General features: G+C 63.6%; 16 protein-coding genes and 1 tRNA gene. 8 read left to right on the forward strand and 9 right to left on the reverse strand.

Annotation, left to right across the window (positions count from 1 at the left end; translation table 11 throughout):
• Nucleotides 1-51 precede the first annotated feature (51 nt).
• The 3 genes from gatB (at nucleotide 52) to B9A11_RS07175 (ending at nucleotide 4,171) form a co-directional block, all read left to right on the forward strand.
• Nucleotides 52-1,569, forward strand: a complete 1,518-nt coding sequence (gene gatB / locus B9A11_RS07165; protein WP_058246585.1) for an Asp-tRNA(Asn)/Glu-tRNA(Gln) amidotransferase subunit GatB — start codon at nucleotides 52-54, stop codon at nucleotides 1,567-1,569.
• 148 nt (nucleotides 1,570-1,717) lie between these two features.
• Entirely contained in the window at nucleotides 1,718-3,205 is a 1,488-nt protein-coding gene (locus B9A11_RS07170) for a hypothetical protein (protein ID WP_058246584.1), read from the forward strand.
• Between the two features lie 339 nt (nucleotides 3,206-3,544).
• Nucleotides 3,545-4,171: a DnaJ domain-containing protein gene (locus B9A11_RS07175; RefSeq protein ID WP_058246583.1), complete on the forward strand. Its 627-nt coding sequence runs from the start codon at nucleotides 3,545-3,547 to the stop codon at nucleotides 4,169-4,171.
• 434 nt (nucleotides 4,172-4,605) lie between these two features.
• Here B9A11_RS07175 and B9A11_RS07180 read toward each other — a convergent pair whose 3' ends face one another.
• Nucleotides 4,606-5,610, reverse strand: a complete 1,005-nt coding sequence (locus B9A11_RS07180; RefSeq protein WP_058246582.1) for a Hint domain-containing protein — start codon at nucleotides 5,608-5,610, stop codon at nucleotides 4,606-4,608.
• Between the two features lie 269 nt (nucleotides 5,611-5,879).
• Between B9A11_RS07180 and B9A11_RS07185 the strand changes: the two genes are divergently transcribed.
• On the forward strand, nucleotides 5,880-7,253 hold the full coding sequence (locus B9A11_RS07185) for an L-serine ammonia-lyase (protein WP_058246581.1): 1,374 nt from the start codon (nucleotides 5,880-5,882) through the stop codon (nucleotides 7,251-7,253).
• Nucleotides 7,254-7,381: 128 nt separating this feature from the next.
• Here B9A11_RS07185 and B9A11_RS07190 read toward each other — a convergent pair whose 3' ends face one another.
• The 3 genes from B9A11_RS07190 to B9A11_RS07200 form a co-directional block, all read right to left on the reverse strand.
• The gene (locus tag B9A11_RS07190) at nucleotides 7,382-7,942 is read right to left on the reverse strand and encodes a helix-turn-helix domain-containing protein (protein ID WP_058246580.1); all 561 of its coding nucleotides are present in this window, start codon (nucleotides 7,940-7,942) and stop codon (nucleotides 7,382-7,384) included.
• Nucleotides 7,943-8,087: 145 nt separating this feature from the next.
• Nucleotides 8,088-11,138: an efflux RND transporter permease subunit gene (locus tag B9A11_RS07195; RefSeq protein WP_058246579.1), complete on the reverse strand. Its 3,051-nt coding sequence runs from the start codon at nucleotides 11,136-11,138 to the stop codon at nucleotides 8,088-8,090.
• Nucleotides 11,135-12,316: an efflux RND transporter periplasmic adaptor subunit gene (locus B9A11_RS07200; protein WP_058246578.1), complete on the reverse strand. Its 1,182-nt coding sequence runs from the start codon at nucleotides 12,314-12,316 to the stop codon at nucleotides 11,135-11,137. Before B9A11_RS07200 ends, B9A11_RS07195 begins: the two co-directional genes overlap by 4 nt.
• A gap of 145 nt (nucleotides 12,317-12,461) precedes the next feature.
• Between B9A11_RS07200 and B9A11_RS07205 the strand changes: the two genes are divergently transcribed.
• On the forward strand, nucleotides 12,462-12,938 hold the full coding sequence (locus B9A11_RS07205; protein ID WP_058246577.1) for a GbsR/MarR family transcriptional regulator: 477 nt from the start codon (nucleotides 12,462-12,464) through the stop codon (nucleotides 12,936-12,938).
• 77 nt (nucleotides 12,939-13,015) lie between these two features.
• On the opposite strand, the gene B9A11_RS07210 is transcribed toward B9A11_RS07205, so the two are convergent.
• Together B9A11_RS07210 and B9A11_RS07215 are read right to left on the reverse strand one after the other, a co-directional pair.
• Nucleotides 13,016-13,102: transfer RNA gene (locus tag B9A11_RS07210), tRNA-Leu, on the reverse strand.
• A gap of 82 nt (nucleotides 13,103-13,184) precedes the next feature.
• Entirely contained in the window at nucleotides 13,185-13,685 is a 501-nt protein-coding gene (locus B9A11_RS07215) for a DUF2306 domain-containing protein (RefSeq protein ID WP_058246576.1), read from the reverse strand.
• Nucleotides 13,686-13,856: 171 nt separating this feature from the next.
• Between B9A11_RS07215 and B9A11_RS07220 the strand changes: the two genes are divergently transcribed.
• The 3 genes from B9A11_RS07220 to lipB are packed head-to-tail and all read left to right on the forward strand — an operon-like array spanning nucleotide 13,857 to nucleotide 15,253.
• Nucleotides 13,857-14,390 carry a hypothetical protein gene (locus B9A11_RS07220; protein WP_143595818.1) on the forward strand — a complete coding sequence of 178 codons (534 nt, stop codon included), beginning with the start codon at nucleotides 13,857-13,859 and terminating at the stop codon, nucleotides 14,388-14,390.
• Nucleotides 14,357-14,599, forward strand: a complete 243-nt coding sequence (locus B9A11_RS07225) for a LytTR family DNA-binding domain-containing protein (RefSeq protein WP_058246574.1) — start codon at nucleotides 14,357-14,359, stop codon at nucleotides 14,597-14,599. The genes B9A11_RS07220 and B9A11_RS07225 overlap by 34 nt, the downstream gene beginning before the upstream one ends.
• A gap of 3 nt (nucleotides 14,600-14,602) precedes the next feature.
• The gene (gene lipB, locus B9A11_RS07230) at nucleotides 14,603-15,253 is read left to right on the forward strand and encodes a lipoyl(octanoyl) transferase LipB (RefSeq protein WP_058246573.1); all 651 of its coding nucleotides are present in this window, start codon (nucleotides 14,603-14,605) and stop codon (nucleotides 15,251-15,253) included.
• Here lipB and B9A11_RS07235 read toward each other — a convergent pair.
• The 3 genes from B9A11_RS07235 to B9A11_RS07240 form a co-directional block, all read right to left on the reverse strand.
• Nucleotides 15,250-16,005 carry a helix-turn-helix domain-containing protein gene (locus tag B9A11_RS07235; RefSeq protein WP_143595819.1) on the reverse strand — a complete coding sequence of 252 codons (756 nt, stop codon included), beginning with the start codon at nucleotides 16,003-16,005 and terminating at the stop codon, nucleotides 15,250-15,252. The two genes, lipB and B9A11_RS07235, sit on opposite strands and share 4 nt — an antisense overlap.
• A gap of 81 nt (nucleotides 16,006-16,086) precedes the next feature.
• Nucleotides 16,087-16,209 (reverse strand): hypothetical protein, encoded by a 123-nt coding sequence (locus B9A11_RS22435; protein ID WP_268811233.1) that lies wholly within the window; start codon nucleotides 16,207-16,209, stop codon nucleotides 16,087-16,089.
• A gap of 231 nt (nucleotides 16,210-16,440) precedes the next feature.
• Entirely contained in the window at nucleotides 16,441-16,647 is a 207-nt protein-coding gene (locus B9A11_RS07240) for a DUF1127 domain-containing protein (protein WP_058246571.1), read from the reverse strand.
• Nucleotides 16,648-16,852: the final 205 nt, after the last annotated feature.

Consider the following 16,852-nt stretch of genomic DNA (forward strand, 5'->3'; position numbering starts at 1 on the left):
CCCAAAAGCGTCCCGCATTAGACCACCGCCAACCCTGCATAAGGAGCGGCCATGCTGGATCTGACGTATGAAACCCCTAAGCCCAAGGTCATCGCGGGCGCAAAGCACGACTGGGAACTGGTCATCGGGATGGAGGTGCACGCCCAGGTCGCCTCGAAATCCAAGCTCTTTTCCGGTGCCTCCACGCAATTCGGCGCCGAGCCGAACTCGAACGTCAGCTTCGTGGACGCCGCCATGCCCGGCATGTTGCCCGTCATCAACGAATTCTGCATCGAACAGGCGGTGCGCACGGGTCTTGGCCTCAAGGCACAGATCAACCTGAAATCTGCCTTCGACCGCAAGAATTACTTCTACCCGGACCTGCCGCAGGGCTACCAGATTTCGCAGCTCTACCACCCGCTCGTGGGCGAAGGCGAAATCCTCGTGGACATGGAACCCGGCATCGCGCGCATGGTCCGCGTGGAACGCATCCACGTCGAACAGGACGCGGGCAAGTCGATCCACGACATGGACCCCAACAACTCCTTCGTGGACCTCAACCGCACCGGCGTCGCGCTGATGGAAATCGTCAGCCGCCCCGACATCCGTGGCCCCGAAGAGGCCGCCGCCTATCTGGCCAAGCTGCGCCAGATCCTGCGCTACCTTGGCACCTGCGATGGCAACATGCAGAACGGCAACATGCGTGCGGACGTGAACGTGTCGGTCTGCCGCCCCGGCCAGTACGAAAAGTACCAGGAAACGCAGGATTTCTCGCATCTTGGCACGCGCTGCGAGATCAAGAACATGAACTCCATGCGCTTTATCCAGATGGCGATTGATTACGAGGCCAAGCGCCAGATCGCGATCCTCGAAGCGGGTGGCACGGTGGATCAGGAAACGCGCCTCTATGACGCCGACAAGAACGAAACCCGGTCCATGCGATCCAAGGAAGAGGCGCACGACTACCGCTACTTCCCCTGCCCGGACCTGCTGCCGCTGGAGATCGAACAGGGCTGGGTCGACGACATTGCCGCGTCGCTCCCGGAACTGCCGGATGAGAAAAAGGCGCGCTTTGTCAACGACTTCGGTCTGTCCGAATATGACGCCAACGTGCTGACCGCCGAAGTTGTGAACGCCGCTTACTTTGAGCAGGTGGTGACCGAGTCCGGCGACGGCAAGCTGTCCGCCAACTGGGTCATCAACGAGCTCTTTGGCCGCCTGAAAAAGGACGACAAGGACATCACCGACAGCCCGGTGACCCCCGCGCAACTCGCCGGGATCATCAAGCTGATCAAGTCCGACGCCATTTCCGGCAAGATCGCCAAGGACGTGTTCGAGATCGTCTACACCGAAGGCGGCGACCCCGAGCAGATCGTCGAAGCGCGCGGTCTCAAGCAGGTCACCGACACCGGCGCGATCGAGGCAGCGGTCGATGAGATCATCGCGGCCAACCCCGCTCAGGTGGAAAAAGCCAAGCAAAACCCGAAACTTGCAGGCTGGTTTGTGGGTCAGGTGATGAAAGCCACCGGCGGCAAGGCCAACCCCAAGGCGGTGAACGAGATCATCGCGCAAAAGCTGGCCGAAAGCTAAGCTGACCGCGCAGGACGGAGGGGCCCCAAGGAGCGATCCTTTGGGGCCTTTTTCTTTGCCCGCGCAGGATGTGGCGAAAAGGTTAACCTCGCCAAGAACCTGTCCCCGCCCGCTTGCCCGGCCCGATGACGCGCCTTAGCGTCCCGGCATGGCATTTGATAAATTCATTGATTGGCTTGCGCCTTGGATGGGGCTGCCCGTGGCGCTGATGGCCGCGGTCTGGTTCCTTGCCTACAGCAGCTTAAAAGAGGCTGGCGGCCATGACGGCGACCGCGCCCGGATGATGACCTTGGCGACGCGGTTGCACCGCCCTTACAAGGCCACGCTAGAGGCCGTGTTGCGGTGGCTCGAACGGATCTTGATGCCCGATACCGTGACGAACACGCCGATGCCCGACAAGGGATGGTTCGATCGCCTTATCTGGCGGATGGAGCCTTTGGCACAGGATGAGGCGGCGGCCCTTGCGCTGCGGGACAAGCCGTGGTCCTGGCCCGTGCTCAACTTCGCCCTTCGGGTCGCCCTAGCCTATCCTATTGTCATCAGCGGACACCAATGGATGCTGTCGGGCAGCGCAACTGGGCTGGGCGGGTTCGAGCTTTTCCCCGAAGGGGTCGGCTGGCTCTGGCGGGTTGCGCTGATCGGTCTGATTGACATCGGGTTTCTGGCTGGCATTTTGGCCTCAGCCTTTCCAGACGGCGCTTGGAAAAGCCGTCTGAAAGGGCTGCAAGTCGGCGCCCTCGTACTCGCATTAGCATTCTCAGTCGTATCCGCAGTCGCACTCATACTGGCAGGCGCACTCGTATTCGCAGTCGGAGGCCCACTCGCACTCGCACTCCTCCTCGCGGGCCCACTCGTACTCGCAGTCGCAGGCCCACTCGCATTCGCAGGCGCACTCGCAGTCGCAGGCGCAGTCGCAGGCGCAGTCGCCTTAGGTGTGCGAAAGGGGCACGGCACCGTCAGCTACCTGTTGTATCTGAGTTGGATTTTTGGTGTCGGTCTGGTGGCGGCATATTTTGGCCGAGACACAGGGCCGTTGATGTGGTCCATCGCCCTTGTCCTGCTGCCCTCGATCAACGCGCTCTTTGACTGGCTCAGCTATGGGTTCACCATCTGGCTGTTGCAGATGGGGCGGCGCAAGCGCGGGGTTTGGCCGTTTCTCGCCGGGATTGCCGATATCGCCATGGCGGCGCTGATCTTTGCCGCGCTGGCGACGGCGCTGGTGGTGACCTTTCAGCAGATCAACATCTGGCGCGGCGAGGTTTTGATCGACGTGCGGGAGATTCTGGATGATCCCGGCGCACATCTGTGGGTGGTGGCCATGGTCGCCTCGACCCTCTTGCCGACGATGGTGCATCTGGGGCTTGCGGCGTTCAGCGTCATCACGTGGGTGCCGGTCGGGGTGTGGCAAGGCTTGGTCGCGCGACTGAATAGTGACCGCAGCGCCGTGCTGACCCACCTGTCCGCCGCCAGCCTCGCCACGATCCTGACCGGGCTCTATGCCCTGCCCGTGGTGGGCTTTGGCGCGGTGGCGGTGTTGCTGTGGCGGCATTCTGCTTGGGTGCTGGATGGCTATCTGTGGTGGTTGCGAGAGGTGCTGATGTGGATGGGCGGCCCCGGAACCGGGCTTTGGTCATAAATCTTTTACCCTAAGGTAAGGATTCCCATACTGCCCCTACGTCACGGGGAAATGCTATCTATTGTTCACCGGCGCGGCATTGGCCGGAACGCCTCAGCATTGATCGAGGTTAGTGACCAGTATCTTGTCTGCCTATTTCCAGTCGGGGGGCTTGATCCCTTTTTCAGACCATCGGGGCGGTGCCGCAAGGCCCGCCCTTATTCGTTGCGCGAACCCCCGCCGAGCGGCATTTTGCAAGCGCAGAATTTGCCGTTAGCCACAGAAATTTTACACGCCTCCCCCTGTAAGTTCCCCGCGAAATGTCTAAACTCTGGCGTCCGAGTCGAGAAGAGGTGCCCGATGAGCAAAGCAGATCCCTTCGGTTTCGATATGTCCGTCAAATCGGCAAAGAAGAAAAACCCGCGTGGCCGCAGGAGCATGACGGGTGAACAAGAGCATTCCCAGCGGGTCTGCGAGCATGACGGCTGCCAGGAACCGGGCAAGTTCCGCGCGCCCAAGGCGCCCGACGTGCTGGATGATTTCTACTGGTTCTGCAAAGATCACGTGCGCGAATACAACGCCAAGTGGTCGTTCTTTGACGGCAAGACCGAGGCCGAGATGAACGCGCAGGCGTCCTCGGACAAGGTTTGGGAACGCAAGACCAAGGATTGGCGCGATCCCGAGGCAAAGGCCTGGGCGCGTCTGGGCATTGAGGACCCGCATCAGGTGCTGGGCAACAACGCCACGCGCAACCCTGGCCGCAACAAGCCGGGCGGCGGGCGCAAACTGCCCCCAACCGAAAAGCGCGCACTGGAGATCCTCGAGGCCGAAACCGCCGAGACCAAGGCCGATATCCGCAAGGCCTACAAGAAGCTGATCAAGGTGCTGCACCCGGATATGAACGGCGGCGACCGCTCTCAGGAAGAGCAGCTGCAAGAGGTCGTCTGGGCTTGGGATCAGATCAAGGACAGCCGCAGCTTTAAGTAAGCTCTTGCTATTGCTGAAAAATGGCGCGCCCTGAGTGTTCGAGGCGCGTTTCTTTTTGCGCAAATACGCATATGACGGTTATATTTTCTTTGAAATACACGCGTTGGTTGCTAATCTCAGTCCTATCCGCACCCATGCCACACTCACGGGTTGGACGGGCGCCCGGTTCACTCCCTCCGGGTGTCCGTCGGCACGCTGGCGCTGCTTTGCGGGCATGGCACGTTGTAGGCCGCGTCGCACTGCGCCTCCGGCCAACTGGGCACCGGAGGCGCGCGCCCGCGCCATTTTGCGTGGGGCCTGACGCGGACTCTGCACACCCCTAGGTTAGTACATGCCGAGGTTTGTGCGTGGCGCGACTATGGCTGCACGGGCGCCAAGTCGGTGTGATGCACCTCACAACCCTTGCGGCTTTTGCCGCCGGTCGGCGACCGCCCCTACCCGGCCAGACGCAGCACGGCGGGAACCGGCTTCCACGGGGCGTCGCTGCGCCGCCAGGGACCGGGGCGCAGGATCGGGCGCACCGGGGCATAGCTGCGGCCCAGCACCTTTTGCAGCACGCGGGCGCGCATCTGCGGCGGCAAGGACCGCAATGCCTGCCCGCCGGGCAAAAGGCTCTCGGCCAAGGCGCCCTCGGCGCTGAGGACCGCGTGTTCGGGCAGAAGGATATGCCAGTATTCCTGCGCGCCGCGATCCACCAGCCGCACCCCGCGCTGGTTCAACAACGCCTTGACCGCGATCAGCTTTTCCGCGCCATCGTAGTCGATCAAAACGCGGTGGTTCTGCGACAGGATCAAGGGGTGATGGTTGCCCAAAACGCCCTGCGCCACGCGCACCGGCTGAGACTTGCCGCGCCCATCGGTCTGGTGCCCGGCCGCCAGCAGCACCGGCATCGGCCCCTTGTCGCGGGTCAACACCAAATCCCCCTCGCGCAGTTTTTCCACCCGGCACGGCCCGCGCGGCGTGGCGATCCGCGTCCCCCGCGCAAAGCACACAATCAGCGAGGAAAACGCGACGGTTGGGTCGTTGTTGCCACCGGCGATGATCTCGTAGGTGACGTTGGGGGCAAGCCGCTGATCGGTAACAAAGCCGTGGCGGTCGGCGGAAATATCCAGCTCGTACAGGTTGATCTGTTCGGCGGGATCGGTCGAGCCAACGGGCCGGATGACGTAGGAATACTCTGTCTCGACCCCGGTGCCGGTGCCAAAGGACGTCCCGTTGAAGGTGATCGGATTGACCAGCTCTTGCGCGCCGTCGCCATCCTCAAAGGTGGCGTCATCGTCGAAAACATCGAACTGGGTGTAACTCGCGCCGGGGTTCAGCGTGATGGTGCTGTTGTTGGTGATCGCATCCGCGTTCTGGACATTGTCCGAGCTGAACGGATCCGGCCCGGTTGTGGTGATCTGGTCAAATCCCAGAGCAAAGAACGTATACGTCGGCATGGCAGTCCCGTGTGTATCCACCCCCAAACTGCCGCGCGTTTGCGCAAGTTTACCGCCGAAAATGCGCCCAAAACGTGGCCTTCGCCGCCAATTCTTGGCGTTTTGATCAGATCCCCGTGATAACCAATTTCAGGGACTCCGGTTTTGGCGATCCTTAGGACGCTTTCGGACTTTCGCCCCGCATCGGTTGGCCTAAGCTGCCGGTAAGACGTGGTTTTGCGCGGCAGACCACGCTGTCATTCGCAACGCCCCATAGGAAGCGCCCCCTGATGTTCCTCTCTGTCTTCGATATGTTCAAAGTGGGCGTTGGCCCGTCGTCGTCGCATACCATGGGGCCGATGGTCGCCGCCGGAAAGTTCCTGGACCGGCTGCGCGCCGCGCCCTTTACCGCGCATGGGTTGCGCGCGTCGCTGCATGGCTCGCTGGCCTTTACCGGCGTCGGCCACGCCACCGACCGCGCCACCGTGCTGGGGCTGGCGGGGTTCCTGCCCGACATCTACGATCATGAACGCGCCGAGGCGGTCTTGGCCGATATCCGCGATACGAAAATGGTCAAACCCGAGGGGCTGCCCCCCCTGGTCTTTGATCCCAAAACGGACCTCAAGTTCGATTTCGGCCCCGCCTTGGAAGGCCACGCCAACGGAATGATCCTGATGGCCACCGACGCGCAGGGCGACGTGATCCTGCAAGAGACCTACTTCAGCATCGGCGGCGGCTTTGTCCTGACCGAGGATGAGCTGGCCGCTGGGCGTGACACCGACGATGGCCCGCCCGTGCCCTTCCCCTTTAAGAGCGCGGCGGAAATGCTTGAAATGGCAGCGAATTCCGGAAAATCCATTGCTCAGATGAAGCGCGCCAACGAGATCTCGCGCAATGGCGCGGCGCATCTGGATCAGGGCATCGACCGCATCTGGCAGGTGATGGAGGATTGCATCAACCGAGGCCTCGCGAACGACGGCACCCTGCCCGGCGGTCTGAACGTGCGCCGCCGCGCGCGCGGTATCCACGACCAGCTTCAGGCCGAGCGCGGCATGAACATGAACGCTCCGCACACCATCAACGACTGGATGAGCGTCTACGCCATGGCCGTCAACGAAGAGAACGCCGCCGGGGGTCAGGTGGTCACCGCGCCCACAAATGGCGCGGCGGGCGTGGTGCCCGCGACCATCCGCTATTGGCTGGACCATTGCCCCGGCGCGTCGCGGTCTCGCATCCCCGAGTTCCTTCTGACCGCAGCGGCCATCGGCGGATTGGTGAAATACAACGCGTCGATTTCCGGCGCCGAAGCGGGCTGTCAGGCCGAGGTCGGCAGCGCATCGGCCATGGCAGCGGCGGGGCTGTGCGCCGTGATGGGCGGCACCCCGATGCAGATCGAAAACGCCGCCGAGATCGCGCTAGAGCATCACCTTGGGATGACCTGCGACCCGGTCAAGGGTCTGGTGCAGGTGCCGTGTATCGAACGCAACGGCCTTGGCGCGATCAAGGCTGTCTCTGCGGCCTCGCTGGCCTTGCGCGGCGATGGCACCCATTTCGTGCCTTTGGATGCCTGTATCGAAACCATGCGCCAAACAGGCCGCGATATGCACGAGCATTACAAGGAAACCTCGCTGGGCGGATTGGCGGTCAATATTCCCAACTGCTGACGGCTCCGCCGAGCCCCTCGCGCAAAGGCCGCTTTGGTCTTTGCGCGGATTATCGTACCAAAAGGCATCGCGGCGTGGGCGTCAGAGGCAGTTGACGGTTGCCGGTCCGGCCCTGCCTCGCCCTCGGCCTATGCCATCAGGGTAAAGAGAAAGAACTTTGCCCCCTGCCCCTTGGCCGTCATCAGCCGCATCTGGCCGTGGCGGCGAAAGCGCAGCACGTCGCCGGGGCCAAGCGCGTGGCCTTCGTGGCCCAGCTCGACCCGCATAAAGCCGGAAATCATCACGAGGTGGTATTCCAGCCCCTCGACCTGCCCCGCCTCTTCGAAGACGTCGCTGCCGGGGGACAGTTTGCATTCCTGCACCTCGCCCGCCAGCGCGCCGGTGCCCGGCGAGACGATGCGCTTGGACAGGCCGCTTTCGCCGTCGCGCCACGTCGCCTGATCGTCGCGGCGGATATGCGCGACAAAGCCGTCCTCGACCAGCGACAACAGCCGCGCGAGCGACATGCCGTGGGCGTGGGCCAGCTTGTCCAGAACATCCGCAGAGGGGCTGACCTCGGCGTTTTCAAGACGCGACAAGGCGGCGCGGCTGACCCCGCTGGCACCGGCCAGTTGATCCAGCGTCCATCCTTTGGCAGCACGCAGGCCCGCCAGCCGCTTGGCCAGCCGGACCGTAAGGTCGCTTTTCATGTTTATCCCCCCCGGGAAACAATCTCTGGATAGAGACTAGCCCGATTTTTGCGGGAATGGCAACAATGACAATGACCTAACGGCAGGGTTTCACGCCCCGCTTACGGAAAAACCCGAGGCTTTGCGCCTCGGGTCTGTGGATAACTTACTCAGCGGGGACGCGTTTGGGATCGTGGCCCAGCACCTTGGACAGCAGCCAGCGCCCGCGCATCCGCATCCCCGCCATGACCGAATGTAGCGACGGGACGAACAGCAGCGACAGCGCCGTCGACCACAAAAGGCCGCCGATCACCGCGATGGCCATGGGCGCGCGGAACTCGCCCCCCGTGCTGTGCGCCAGCGCCGAAGGCACCATCCCGGCGGTCATCGCCACGGTGGTCATGATGATCGGCCGCGCGCGCTTGTGGGCGGCGTCGATCATGGCGGTGGCGCGGTCCACGCCCTTGGCGGCGGCCTCTTCGGCGAATTCCACCAGCATGATGGCGTTCTTGGTCACGATCCCCATCAGCATGAGGAAGCCGATCACCACCGACAGGCCGATCCCCGACCCATAAAGGAACAGCGCCAAAATCGCGCCCCCGATGGCCAGCGGCAGCGACAGCATCACCGTCAGCGGCGTGACAAAGCTGTGGAACAGCAGCACCAGCACCACGTAGACCAGCAGGATGCCCGCCCCCATGGCCAGCCCGAAAGAGGTGAAGATGTCGTTCATGACTTCGACGTCGCCAGCGGCCTGGAGGGACGTGCCCTGCGGCATGTTTTGCGCCTGCGGCAGGGCGCTGATCGCCGCCGTGGCCGGGCCAAGCGAGGCGCCTTCGGCCAGATCCGCCTCGATCGCGACCATGTAGCGGCGGTCATAGCGGGTGATCGTCGCCGTCCCAGAGGACAGTTCCACATCGGCCACCACCCCCAGCGGGATCAGATCCCCCGAAGAGGTCGGCACCCGAAAGCCCGCCAGCCGGGTGACGTCGTTGCGCGCAGCCTCTTCGAGGCGGACAAGCACGGGGATACGCTCTTCTCCGGCGTTGAACTGCGGCAGGTTCGCCTCGGCGTCGCCGATGGTCGCCACGCGGATCGCCTGCGCAAGGGTTTGCGCGTTGACGCCCAGTTCTGCGGCCACTTCGGTGCGGGGGCGGATGATGATCTCAGGCCGGGACAGCGCCGCCTCGGAGGACGGGTTGCGAATGTCCGGCAGGGTTTTCATCCCCGCGAGCAGCTCGGTCGCCGCTTGCTGCGCCGAGGCGACGGTATCGCCCAGCACGTTGATGGTGATGTCGCGCGCGCCATCGTCGGCGGTCACAAAATAGCGCACATCGGCCAGCCCCGCCAAAGCCGCGTCGATATCGGCGTTGATCTGGGTAAAGTCCCGCTCCCGCTCAGATTTATCCCCGTAGTTGATTTGCAAGGACAGCGAGGTTTCCGACGAGCCATCGACAAAGACGCTCTGGACCTCGGGCACGTCGGCCACCCGGCGCGAGGCCATGGTCCCCGCCGCGATGGCGTCGTCAATCGTTGAGCCCGGCGGCAATTCCACCGTGACCATGGCGCGGCCCGTGTCGGACGGCGGGATGAACTCTTGCGGCAGCAGGGTCGCCGAATAGAGCGAGCCGAAAAAGATCCCCAGACCCGCGATCAGCGTGATCGTGCGGTTGCGCAAGGTCCAAGCCAGCACCCGCAGGTAGCCGCGCATGATCGCACCATCCTTGGCCTCGTGCACCTCTGCCTTGGAGCGCATGAAATAGGCGGCGAACATCGGCGTGATCAGACGCGCCACCACCAGCGAGAACAGCACCGCCACAGCCACCGTCAAGCCAAACTGCTTGAAGAACTGCCCGGCGATCCCGCCCATGAAGCTGACCGGCGCAAACACCGCCACGATGGTAAAGGAAATGGCGATCACGGTCATGCCGATCTCATCCGCCGCCTCCATCGCCGCGTCATAGGCGCTGGCCCCCATATGGATGTGCCGCACGATGTTCTCGATCTCGACGATGGCGTCATCCACGAGGATGCCGGTCACCAGCGTGATCCCGAGCAGGGAAATGGTGTTCAGCGAAAAGCCCAGCATATCCATGACGATAAAGGTCGGGATCACCGACAGCGGCAGCGCCACAAAGGCCACCACCGTCGCACGCCAATCGCGCAGGAACAGAAAGACGACGATGATCGCGAGGATGCCGCCTTCGTAGAGGGTGGCCATGGCGCTGTCGAAGTTCGCCTTGGTGTAGATGGTGGCGTCGTCCACCAGCGTCAGGGTGACATCGGGGTATTGCGCCATGACCTCGGCCAGCTTGGCCTGCGCATTGGTGGCGGCCAGCAGGTCGCTGGCCCCGGTGGCGCGGAAAACGCCAAAGGCCACCACCGGCGACGTGTTCAGCAGGGCAAAGGTCTCTTGATCCGAGGCGCCCATGGTCACCGTCCCCAGCTGATCAAGAGAGACGATATCCCCCGTGGGCAGGCGGATCGGCGTTGCGGCCAGCGCCTCCATCGTGTCGGCGGCCCCCAGCGCGCGGATCGCATAGGCGCTGCCCGCCAGATCGCCAGAGCCGCCCCCCATGTCGGAGTTCGCCTGCGCAAGCTGACCAGAGACGTTGGCAACCGACAGGCCCATGGCCAGCAAGCGGTCGGGATCAAGGTCAACGATCACCTGCGCTTCGGCCCCGCCCAGACGGTCCACCGAACCGACGCCGTCCGCCCCCTGCACCGCAGGGGAAATCACGTCATCGACAAAGCGCGACAGGTCCTGGATCGTCTGGCTTCTGTCCTCGACCGCATAGGTCAGGATCGGCGCGCCGGTAAAATTCAGCCTCTGCACCACCGGTTCGGAAATCGTCTCTGGCATGTCAGAGCGCGCGGCGGTGATGGCGTCCTTGACGTCGTTCAACGCGCGGTCGGTGTCGGTGCCCATTTCAAAGGCCAGCGTCAGTTGCGCCGCCCCTTCGGAAGCCGTTGCGGTGATGTGGTCAAGGCCCGCGATATCCGCCGCCTCATCCTCGACCGGCTTGATGACTTGGTTCGACATCTCCGACGGCGAAGAGCCCGGCGCGGTGATATTCACGTTGATGACGGGAATGTCGACGTTGGGCATTTCGGTCACCGGCAGGCGGCCAAAGCTGACCAAGCCGACGATCACCAGCACAAGGAAAATCGCGATCGGCGGGACCGGGTGTTTGATCGACAGCGCGGAAAAGTTCATTGCGCGTCCTCCACCGGGGTGACGCTGTCACCGTCCTGAAAGAACGCCCCGGCGCGGGCGACGACACGGTCCCCCGGCTCCAGCCCCGCTGCGATTTCGCGCAACGCGCCGCTCAGCAGGCCCGCGGTGACATTGACCCGGTGCAGCACGCCGCCGCGTTCGACCAAGACGTAATCGCCCTGCGCATCGCTCAGCACGGCGGCGGCAGGCACCCCAATGCTGTCACGCTCGGTCAGGGTGATCTGCGCCTGCGCATACATGCCGGGACGCAAATTCTCTTGTCCGTCCAAGGCGATACGCACCTCTCCAAGGCGGTTCGAGGTGTCTACGGTCGGCGCGACCAGACGCACCTGCCCCGGCATTGGCGGCAGCCCTGCGATGGACACCTGCGCCGACTGACCGACACGCAGACGCGCCAGATCGGTTTCCACCACATCGGCGCGGAACTCGACAATGCCGTCCTGGATCAAGCGGAACATCGGCTCACCGCCAACGGCGACGATCATCCCCAAGGTCGCGTTGCGTTCGGAAATGATGCCCGCCGTCGGGGCGATGATCTCGGCGTTTTCGAGGTTGAGCTGCGCCACCTCCAGCGCGGCCTGCGCCTGCGCCACGGCGGCCTCGGCGGCGCCCACCCCGCTTTGGGCGTTGTCGCGCGCGGCGCGGGCGCTCAGCTCGGCGGCCTGCGCGTCATCGAGAGCGGCTTGGGTCGCAGCGCCGCGATCCAGCAAGGATTGCGTGCGCGTCAGGGTCTTTTCGGCATTGGCCAGCGTCGCCTCGGCCGAAGAGACCTGCGTTTGCGCTTGGCGCAGACTGGCCTCGGCGCTGGCAAGGCTGGCCTCGGCCTGACGCACGTTGGCGGACAGGACGCGCACATCGACGCGGGCCAGCACCTGCCCCTTGTCCACGCGGTCCCCCACTTCGGCGTTCAGGCTGACCAGCGGATAGCCCCCGATCTGCGGCGAGACCAGCGCAATATCGCGCGCCACCAAAGACCCCGACGCCGTGGCCATCTGCCGAAAATGCGTCTGCACGGCGGGGGCCACGGTCACGGTGGCGGTGCGGCTGTTGCTGACTGGCGGCTCTGGCGCGTCTTGGGCATAGAGCGGCAAGGCACATGAAAAACCCAGCGCAACCGCTTGGAAAAAAGTGATAATCTGGTTTGCGGCGCGCGTCATGCGGTCCTCCGGCGTCTCAACTTCCCCGCATCCGGGGTTGATTGTTCAATTTCAACTGAACATATATGGGTCAGTATGCTGCACTTGCAAACACCTAAACCGTTTTTTCCAAGTTTCCGGTTAATTCCCGAAAGTAGGAGCGCTCATGCCTGACGATTTTGCCCCGGCCCGCGCCGCTTTTGTCGATCTGCTGGCGCGCAACGCCGAACGGCACGGGCTTGCGCCCATTGCCGGACGAATCGTGGCGCTGCTGTTGTTCGAAGGCGCGCCGGTGCCCTTTGGCCGTCTGGCGCAAGATCTGGGCGTCTCGCGCGGCAGCATTTCGGCGAACACCCGCACGCTGGAGGACCGCGGGATCATCGAGCGCCTTCAGCCAGAGGGCAGCCGTCAGGTGCTTTACGCGATCCACAAACGCTCGCAGCGTGAATTGCTGACCGAGATGGCGCAGCACATGCTGGACACCGCCGCCGAGGCGCGCGCCATTGTCGCCACCCTGCCCAAAGACGCAGCGGGCCCCGCCGAGCGGATCGAAGGGTTTGCAACCTATCACAGCCATGTCGCCGAAGGTCTGGGCCATGTGATCGCCCGCCTCGCCCCCGAGAACAACGCGCCACAGGGCTGACAGACACAGGGCTGACCGCCAGAGACGACAAAACCGGGCGCGATGGCCCGGTTTTCCGTCTTTCCCTTGGCAGGGAATGGTGCGGTCGAGAGGACTCGAACCTCCACGGGAGTTACCCCACAGCGACCTCAACGCTGCGCGTCTACCAATTCCGCCACGACCGCACTGTCTTGGCTTGGTGAAGCGGTCTCTAACGAAGCGCGCCGGGGTTGCCAAGAGGGAAAAACGCGAAATCGCCTCTTTCTTTCAAACAAGCGCCTCTTGCCCCCGCTGTGCGCCGTGCTGGCGCCAGATATCCCAGGCGATCACCGCCAGCCCAAGCGCGATCACGATATAGCCCGCCTCGCGCATGTCGTTGAAAAACATGCGGTTGACCACGCGCCCCGGCAGAAAGTTGAACACCGCCGCCACCAGCACCCCGCGCCAGTAGAGGCTGCGAAAGGTCATCAGGTGCCCGCGAATGTTGCCTTGGAACGCGTAAGCCATGCCACGCCACAGCGACCACAGCGCCATGACCGAGAGCAGGTGAATCGGGCTCCAGATCCAGAGCACCGCATAGGCGCGGATGCCAAAGGACGACAGCGCCGCAAAGGCCATGGCCAGCACCCAGACGTAGCCCAGCACCTTGTGCAGGCGGTCCCGGCGCTGGCGGTAGATCACCACCGGGCCAAGCCCAAGCGCGACAGTCGCGGCCAGCGCGTGGGTCTGGATGATCGGGGCGGCGTCAAGGAATGGGGTCAGGGACATAAGGGGCCTCCTAGGGCTGTGCTGAGGGCTGAGCTGAGATCAGCAGGAACAAGAACTGCCCCGGTTCTGGACAACCGCCGCGCCCCATGCCATGCGGGATGCGCGAAAATGGGGGCTGGCTACGTGAACGACAGGCGCTCGCAACTCGCGCTTCGTGAATGGCGGGCGCAGATGAGACATCCGGTGACGCTGATTGCGCTGGCCGGGACCGGGGCGGTGCTGGGCCTTGCCGGGCCGTTCGGCACGGTGGACCTGCTGCCGCTGCTGCCGCGTCTGGCCTATTGGATCGCGGTGGTGACGCTGACCTACGGGGCGGGATCGCTGGTCAATGGGCTCTTGCGCCCGGTGATCCGGGTGCGCCGCCGCACTGGGCAAGTGGTGCTGACCGGGCTGGCGGCTGGCGTGGCCATTGGCGTGGTGGTTCTGGTGCTGAATTGGCTGGTCTTTGGCTGGCTGCCCTCCGGGGATGAGGCCGCGCCCTTTGCCGGGACGCTGCTGGCGATCTCGGTGATCGTGACGGCGGCGCTGGACCTTGCCGCACAGCATCGCGCGATGCCGGAACCTGCCGCCGAGACGCCCCAAGAGGCCAAACCCACCCCGCCCCGCTACTGGACCGTTTGCCGTTGGACAAGCGTGCGCCGCTGGTGGCGCTCAGCGTCGAAGACCATTATGTGCGCATCACCACCACCAAGGGGCAGGAGCTGATCCTCATGCGTCTCTCAGATGCCGTCCGCGAGGTGGGCGACACCCCCGGCGCGCAGGTTCACCGCTCGCATTGGGTCAGCTATAGCCAAGTCACCGCCGCCCGCCGCGAGGGAGACCGCGCCATCCTGACCCTGAGCGATGGGCAAGAGCTGCCCGTGAGCCGCGCCAATGTGGCCAAGATCAAGGAGGCGGGGCTGCTGCCCCGGTAAGCCATGGAATGGAAGATCACCGACGGGCTGACCCCCTATGAGGACGCCCTGACCTTTATGGAGGCCCGCGCCGAAGCGATTGCCAATGGCGAGGCCGAAGAGTGCATCTGGCTGCTGGAGCACCCGCCGCTGTACACCGCCGGGACCTCGGCCAAGATCGAAGACCTCAAGGACCCCGACCGCTTTCCCGTCTACCCGTCCAAGCGCGGCGGGCAGTACACCTATCACGGGCCGGGCCAGCGCGTGGTCTACGTGATGCTCGACCTGAACAAGCGCGGCAAGGACGTGCGCCTGTTCGTGCAAAAGCTAGAGGCTTGGGTGATCGCCACGCTGGGCGAATTCGGCCTGACGGGTCATATCCGCGAAGGCCGCGTCGGCGTCTGGATCGAGCGCCCCGACCGCCCGCGCACCCCCTCGGGCCACACCGCCGAGGACAAGATCGCCGCCATCGGCATCCGCCTGCGCAAATGGGTCAGCTTTCACGGCATCTCGATCAATGTCGAACCAGAGCTTGAGCATTTCGGCGGCATCGTTCCCTGCGGGATCACCGAATACGGCGTCACCAGCCTTGTGGATATGGGCCTGCCCGTGGGGATGGACGATCTGGACGTGGCGCTGCGGCGGCAGTTCACAGAGGTCTTTGGCGACGCCTAAGTAAACGGCTCACCGGGACGCAGCACGTCACGCTCGTACTCTGTCAGCTCTGCCAAGGGCACGTAGCCACAGGTGCGCGCGCAGCTGATCGCCGCGGGCAGACCGTCCAGATGTTGCATGACCGATCGCACCGCGCGGGTCCTGCCGGTGATTTCCAGCGAGCCGAACGTCAAAAGCCCGGGCCAAGGCCCGTAGCTCGTCATGGAGTTGCGCGGGTAGAATTCAAAATACACGCCGCCAGACCAGTTGGGATAGGTCAGCACATAGCTGCCCTCTGCGACCCCGCGCAATTCACCAAAGTTCTGGCGCTCCGAGAGTCTGGGGACACGGCCCAGCAACCGGGCCGCAATGCCCCGCGCCATGTAGCTTTTGCTGATCCAGAGCGGCCCGCTGCGCTTGATCTGGCGGATCTGGCGCACCGCAAATTTTGGCAGGCGCGGGCTGACGATGGTCGTCGAGTAGAGGCCCGGCGCGAACTGCGGCGCAACGCGCGGGCCGTCCAGCGCAACCCCCACCACTTGCTGGGCGCGCTGCGCCTCGACCTCTTCGAGCGGCTCGGTCATGATCCGCGCGTCGGTGCCGAAGTAGGCGCATATCTCCTTGAGCAGCTGCGGCTTGGGATAGCTTTCGCCATTTAGGTAGCGGTTGAACTGGACCTTATTCACATCCAGATCGCGCGCCACAGCCGCAATCGACGGGCGCCGTTCACAGAGTTTGCGAAGGTTTTGCCCAAACAGCCTAGCTACTGTCATTCCTTCCCCAAGAGTTCGCGTTGCGGACACGGTACGACGGGGCACCGTCAAAAACAACCTCAAGGGGCATAAATGGGCATGCTACACTTTGCTTTCAAGCCGGGACGACAGCATCATCAGTTCGGCCACCAGCAAAGAGTCAACCTCGCCCGCCAGCGCACGGGCCATGTTCTGCAGATCGACAGAGGCACGTCTCAGCAGCATTTCGCGGCTCATGCCCTGATATGACGGGTCACAAGTGGCAGGACATGGTGCAACGCGTGCAGTAATAGTCACAGTCTAGTCTCCAGAAATAATAATCAACCTCTGTGAATTATTATTCCGGATCATATACCAAAGTATAGACTCAGTTCTGTTGCCGCTCACATTTTTGCAGATACAAAACTGTTACCTTTGGGGCGCTTTGGCCCGGTTGTCCCCACCTATGCGGATATATCACGCCGGTTGCGAGAACACGTAAGGCAGGATCGCGTCGCGCGTCAGGCCCATGTTAGCCAGCTCCGAATCTGTCATGGCGCGCAACTGCGCGATCCGGGTCTGCCGCGCCCGCAGGCGGCGATCAAAGGGGGTTTCCAGCAGACGGCTGAGGGTCTCGCGCAGGGTGGACAGAACGGGCGAAGCGGTGTGGTCGACATAGGCCATGGGACACTCTTTCGGTTTGGCAGCAGTTGCGTCACTATTGACCAGCCCAGCCCCCTGCCCCAGTCAGGAAAGCCCGACCTCGGCCCTGTTCGAGGGCAGGGAATTCCCGACCTTTTAGTCAAATACGTCCAAAAACGGCACCTTCATGGGGATTGACAGCCCCTGTTCCAAAGGGGTGCGACAAATTTGTTTGATCTGCGTCAAA

Source organism: Tropicibacter naphthalenivorans, assembly GCF_900176475.1.
GTDB classification, from domain to species: domain Bacteria; phylum Pseudomonadota; class Alphaproteobacteria; order Rhodobacterales; family Rhodobacteraceae; genus Tropicibacter; species Tropicibacter naphthalenivorans.

What these genes read in the sequence shown, in the direction of transcription:
- gatB (WP_058246585.1), top strand. Translation starts at nt 52, where the DNA reads ATGCTGGATCTGACGTATGAAACCCCTAAGCCCAAGGTCATCGCGGGC.
- B9A11_RS07170 (WP_058246584.1), top strand. Translation starts at nt 1,718, where the DNA reads ATGGCATTTGATAAATTCATTGATTGGCTTGCGCCTTGGATGGGGCTG.
- B9A11_RS07175 (WP_058246583.1), top strand. Translation starts at nt 3,545, where the DNA reads ATGAGCAAAGCAGATCCCTTCGGTTTCGATATGTCCGTCAAATCGGCA.
- B9A11_RS07180 (WP_058246582.1), bottom strand. Translation starts at nt 5,610, where the DNA reads ATGCCGACGTATACGTTCTTTGCTCTGGGATTTGACCAGATCACCACA.
- B9A11_RS07185 (WP_058246581.1), top strand. Translation starts at nt 5,880, where the DNA reads ATGTTCCTCTCTGTCTTCGATATGTTCAAAGTGGGCGTTGGCCCGTCG.
- B9A11_RS07190 (WP_058246580.1), bottom strand. Translation starts at nt 7,942, where the DNA reads ATGAAAAGCGACCTTACGGTCCGGCTGGCCAAGCGGCTGGCGGGCCTG.
- B9A11_RS07195 (WP_058246579.1), bottom strand. Translation starts at nt 11,138, where the DNA reads ATGAACTTTTCCGCGCTGTCGATCAAACACCCGGTCCCGCCGATCGCG.
- B9A11_RS07200 (WP_058246578.1), bottom strand. Translation starts at nt 12,316, where the DNA reads ATGACGCGCGCCGCAAACCAGATTATCACTTTTTTCCAAGCGGTTGCG.
- B9A11_RS07205 (WP_058246577.1), top strand. Translation starts at nt 12,462, where the DNA reads ATGCCTGACGATTTTGCCCCGGCCCGCGCCGCTTTTGTCGATCTGCTG.
- B9A11_RS07215 (WP_058246576.1), bottom strand. Translation starts at nt 13,685, where the DNA reads ATGTCCCTGACCCCATTCCTTGACGCCGCCCCGATCATCCAGACCCAC.
- B9A11_RS07220 (WP_143595818.1), top strand. Translation starts at nt 13,857, where the DNA reads ATGAGACATCCGGTGACGCTGATTGCGCTGGCCGGGACCGGGGCGGTG.
- lipB (WP_058246573.1), top strand. Translation starts at nt 14,603, where the DNA reads ATGGAATGGAAGATCACCGACGGGCTGACCCCCTATGAGGACGCCCTG.
- B9A11_RS07235 (WP_143595819.1), bottom strand. Translation starts at nt 16,005, where the DNA reads ATGACAGTAGCTAGGCTGTTTGGGCAAAACCTTCGCAAACTCTGTGAA.
- B9A11_RS22435 (WP_268811233.1), bottom strand. Translation starts at nt 16,209, where the DNA reads ATGCTGCTGAGACGTGCCTCTGTCGATCTGCAGAACATGGCCCGTGCG.
- B9A11_RS07240 (WP_058246571.1), bottom strand. Translation starts at nt 16,647, where the DNA reads ATGGCCTATGTCGACCACACCGCTTCGCCCGTTCTGTCCACCCTGCGC.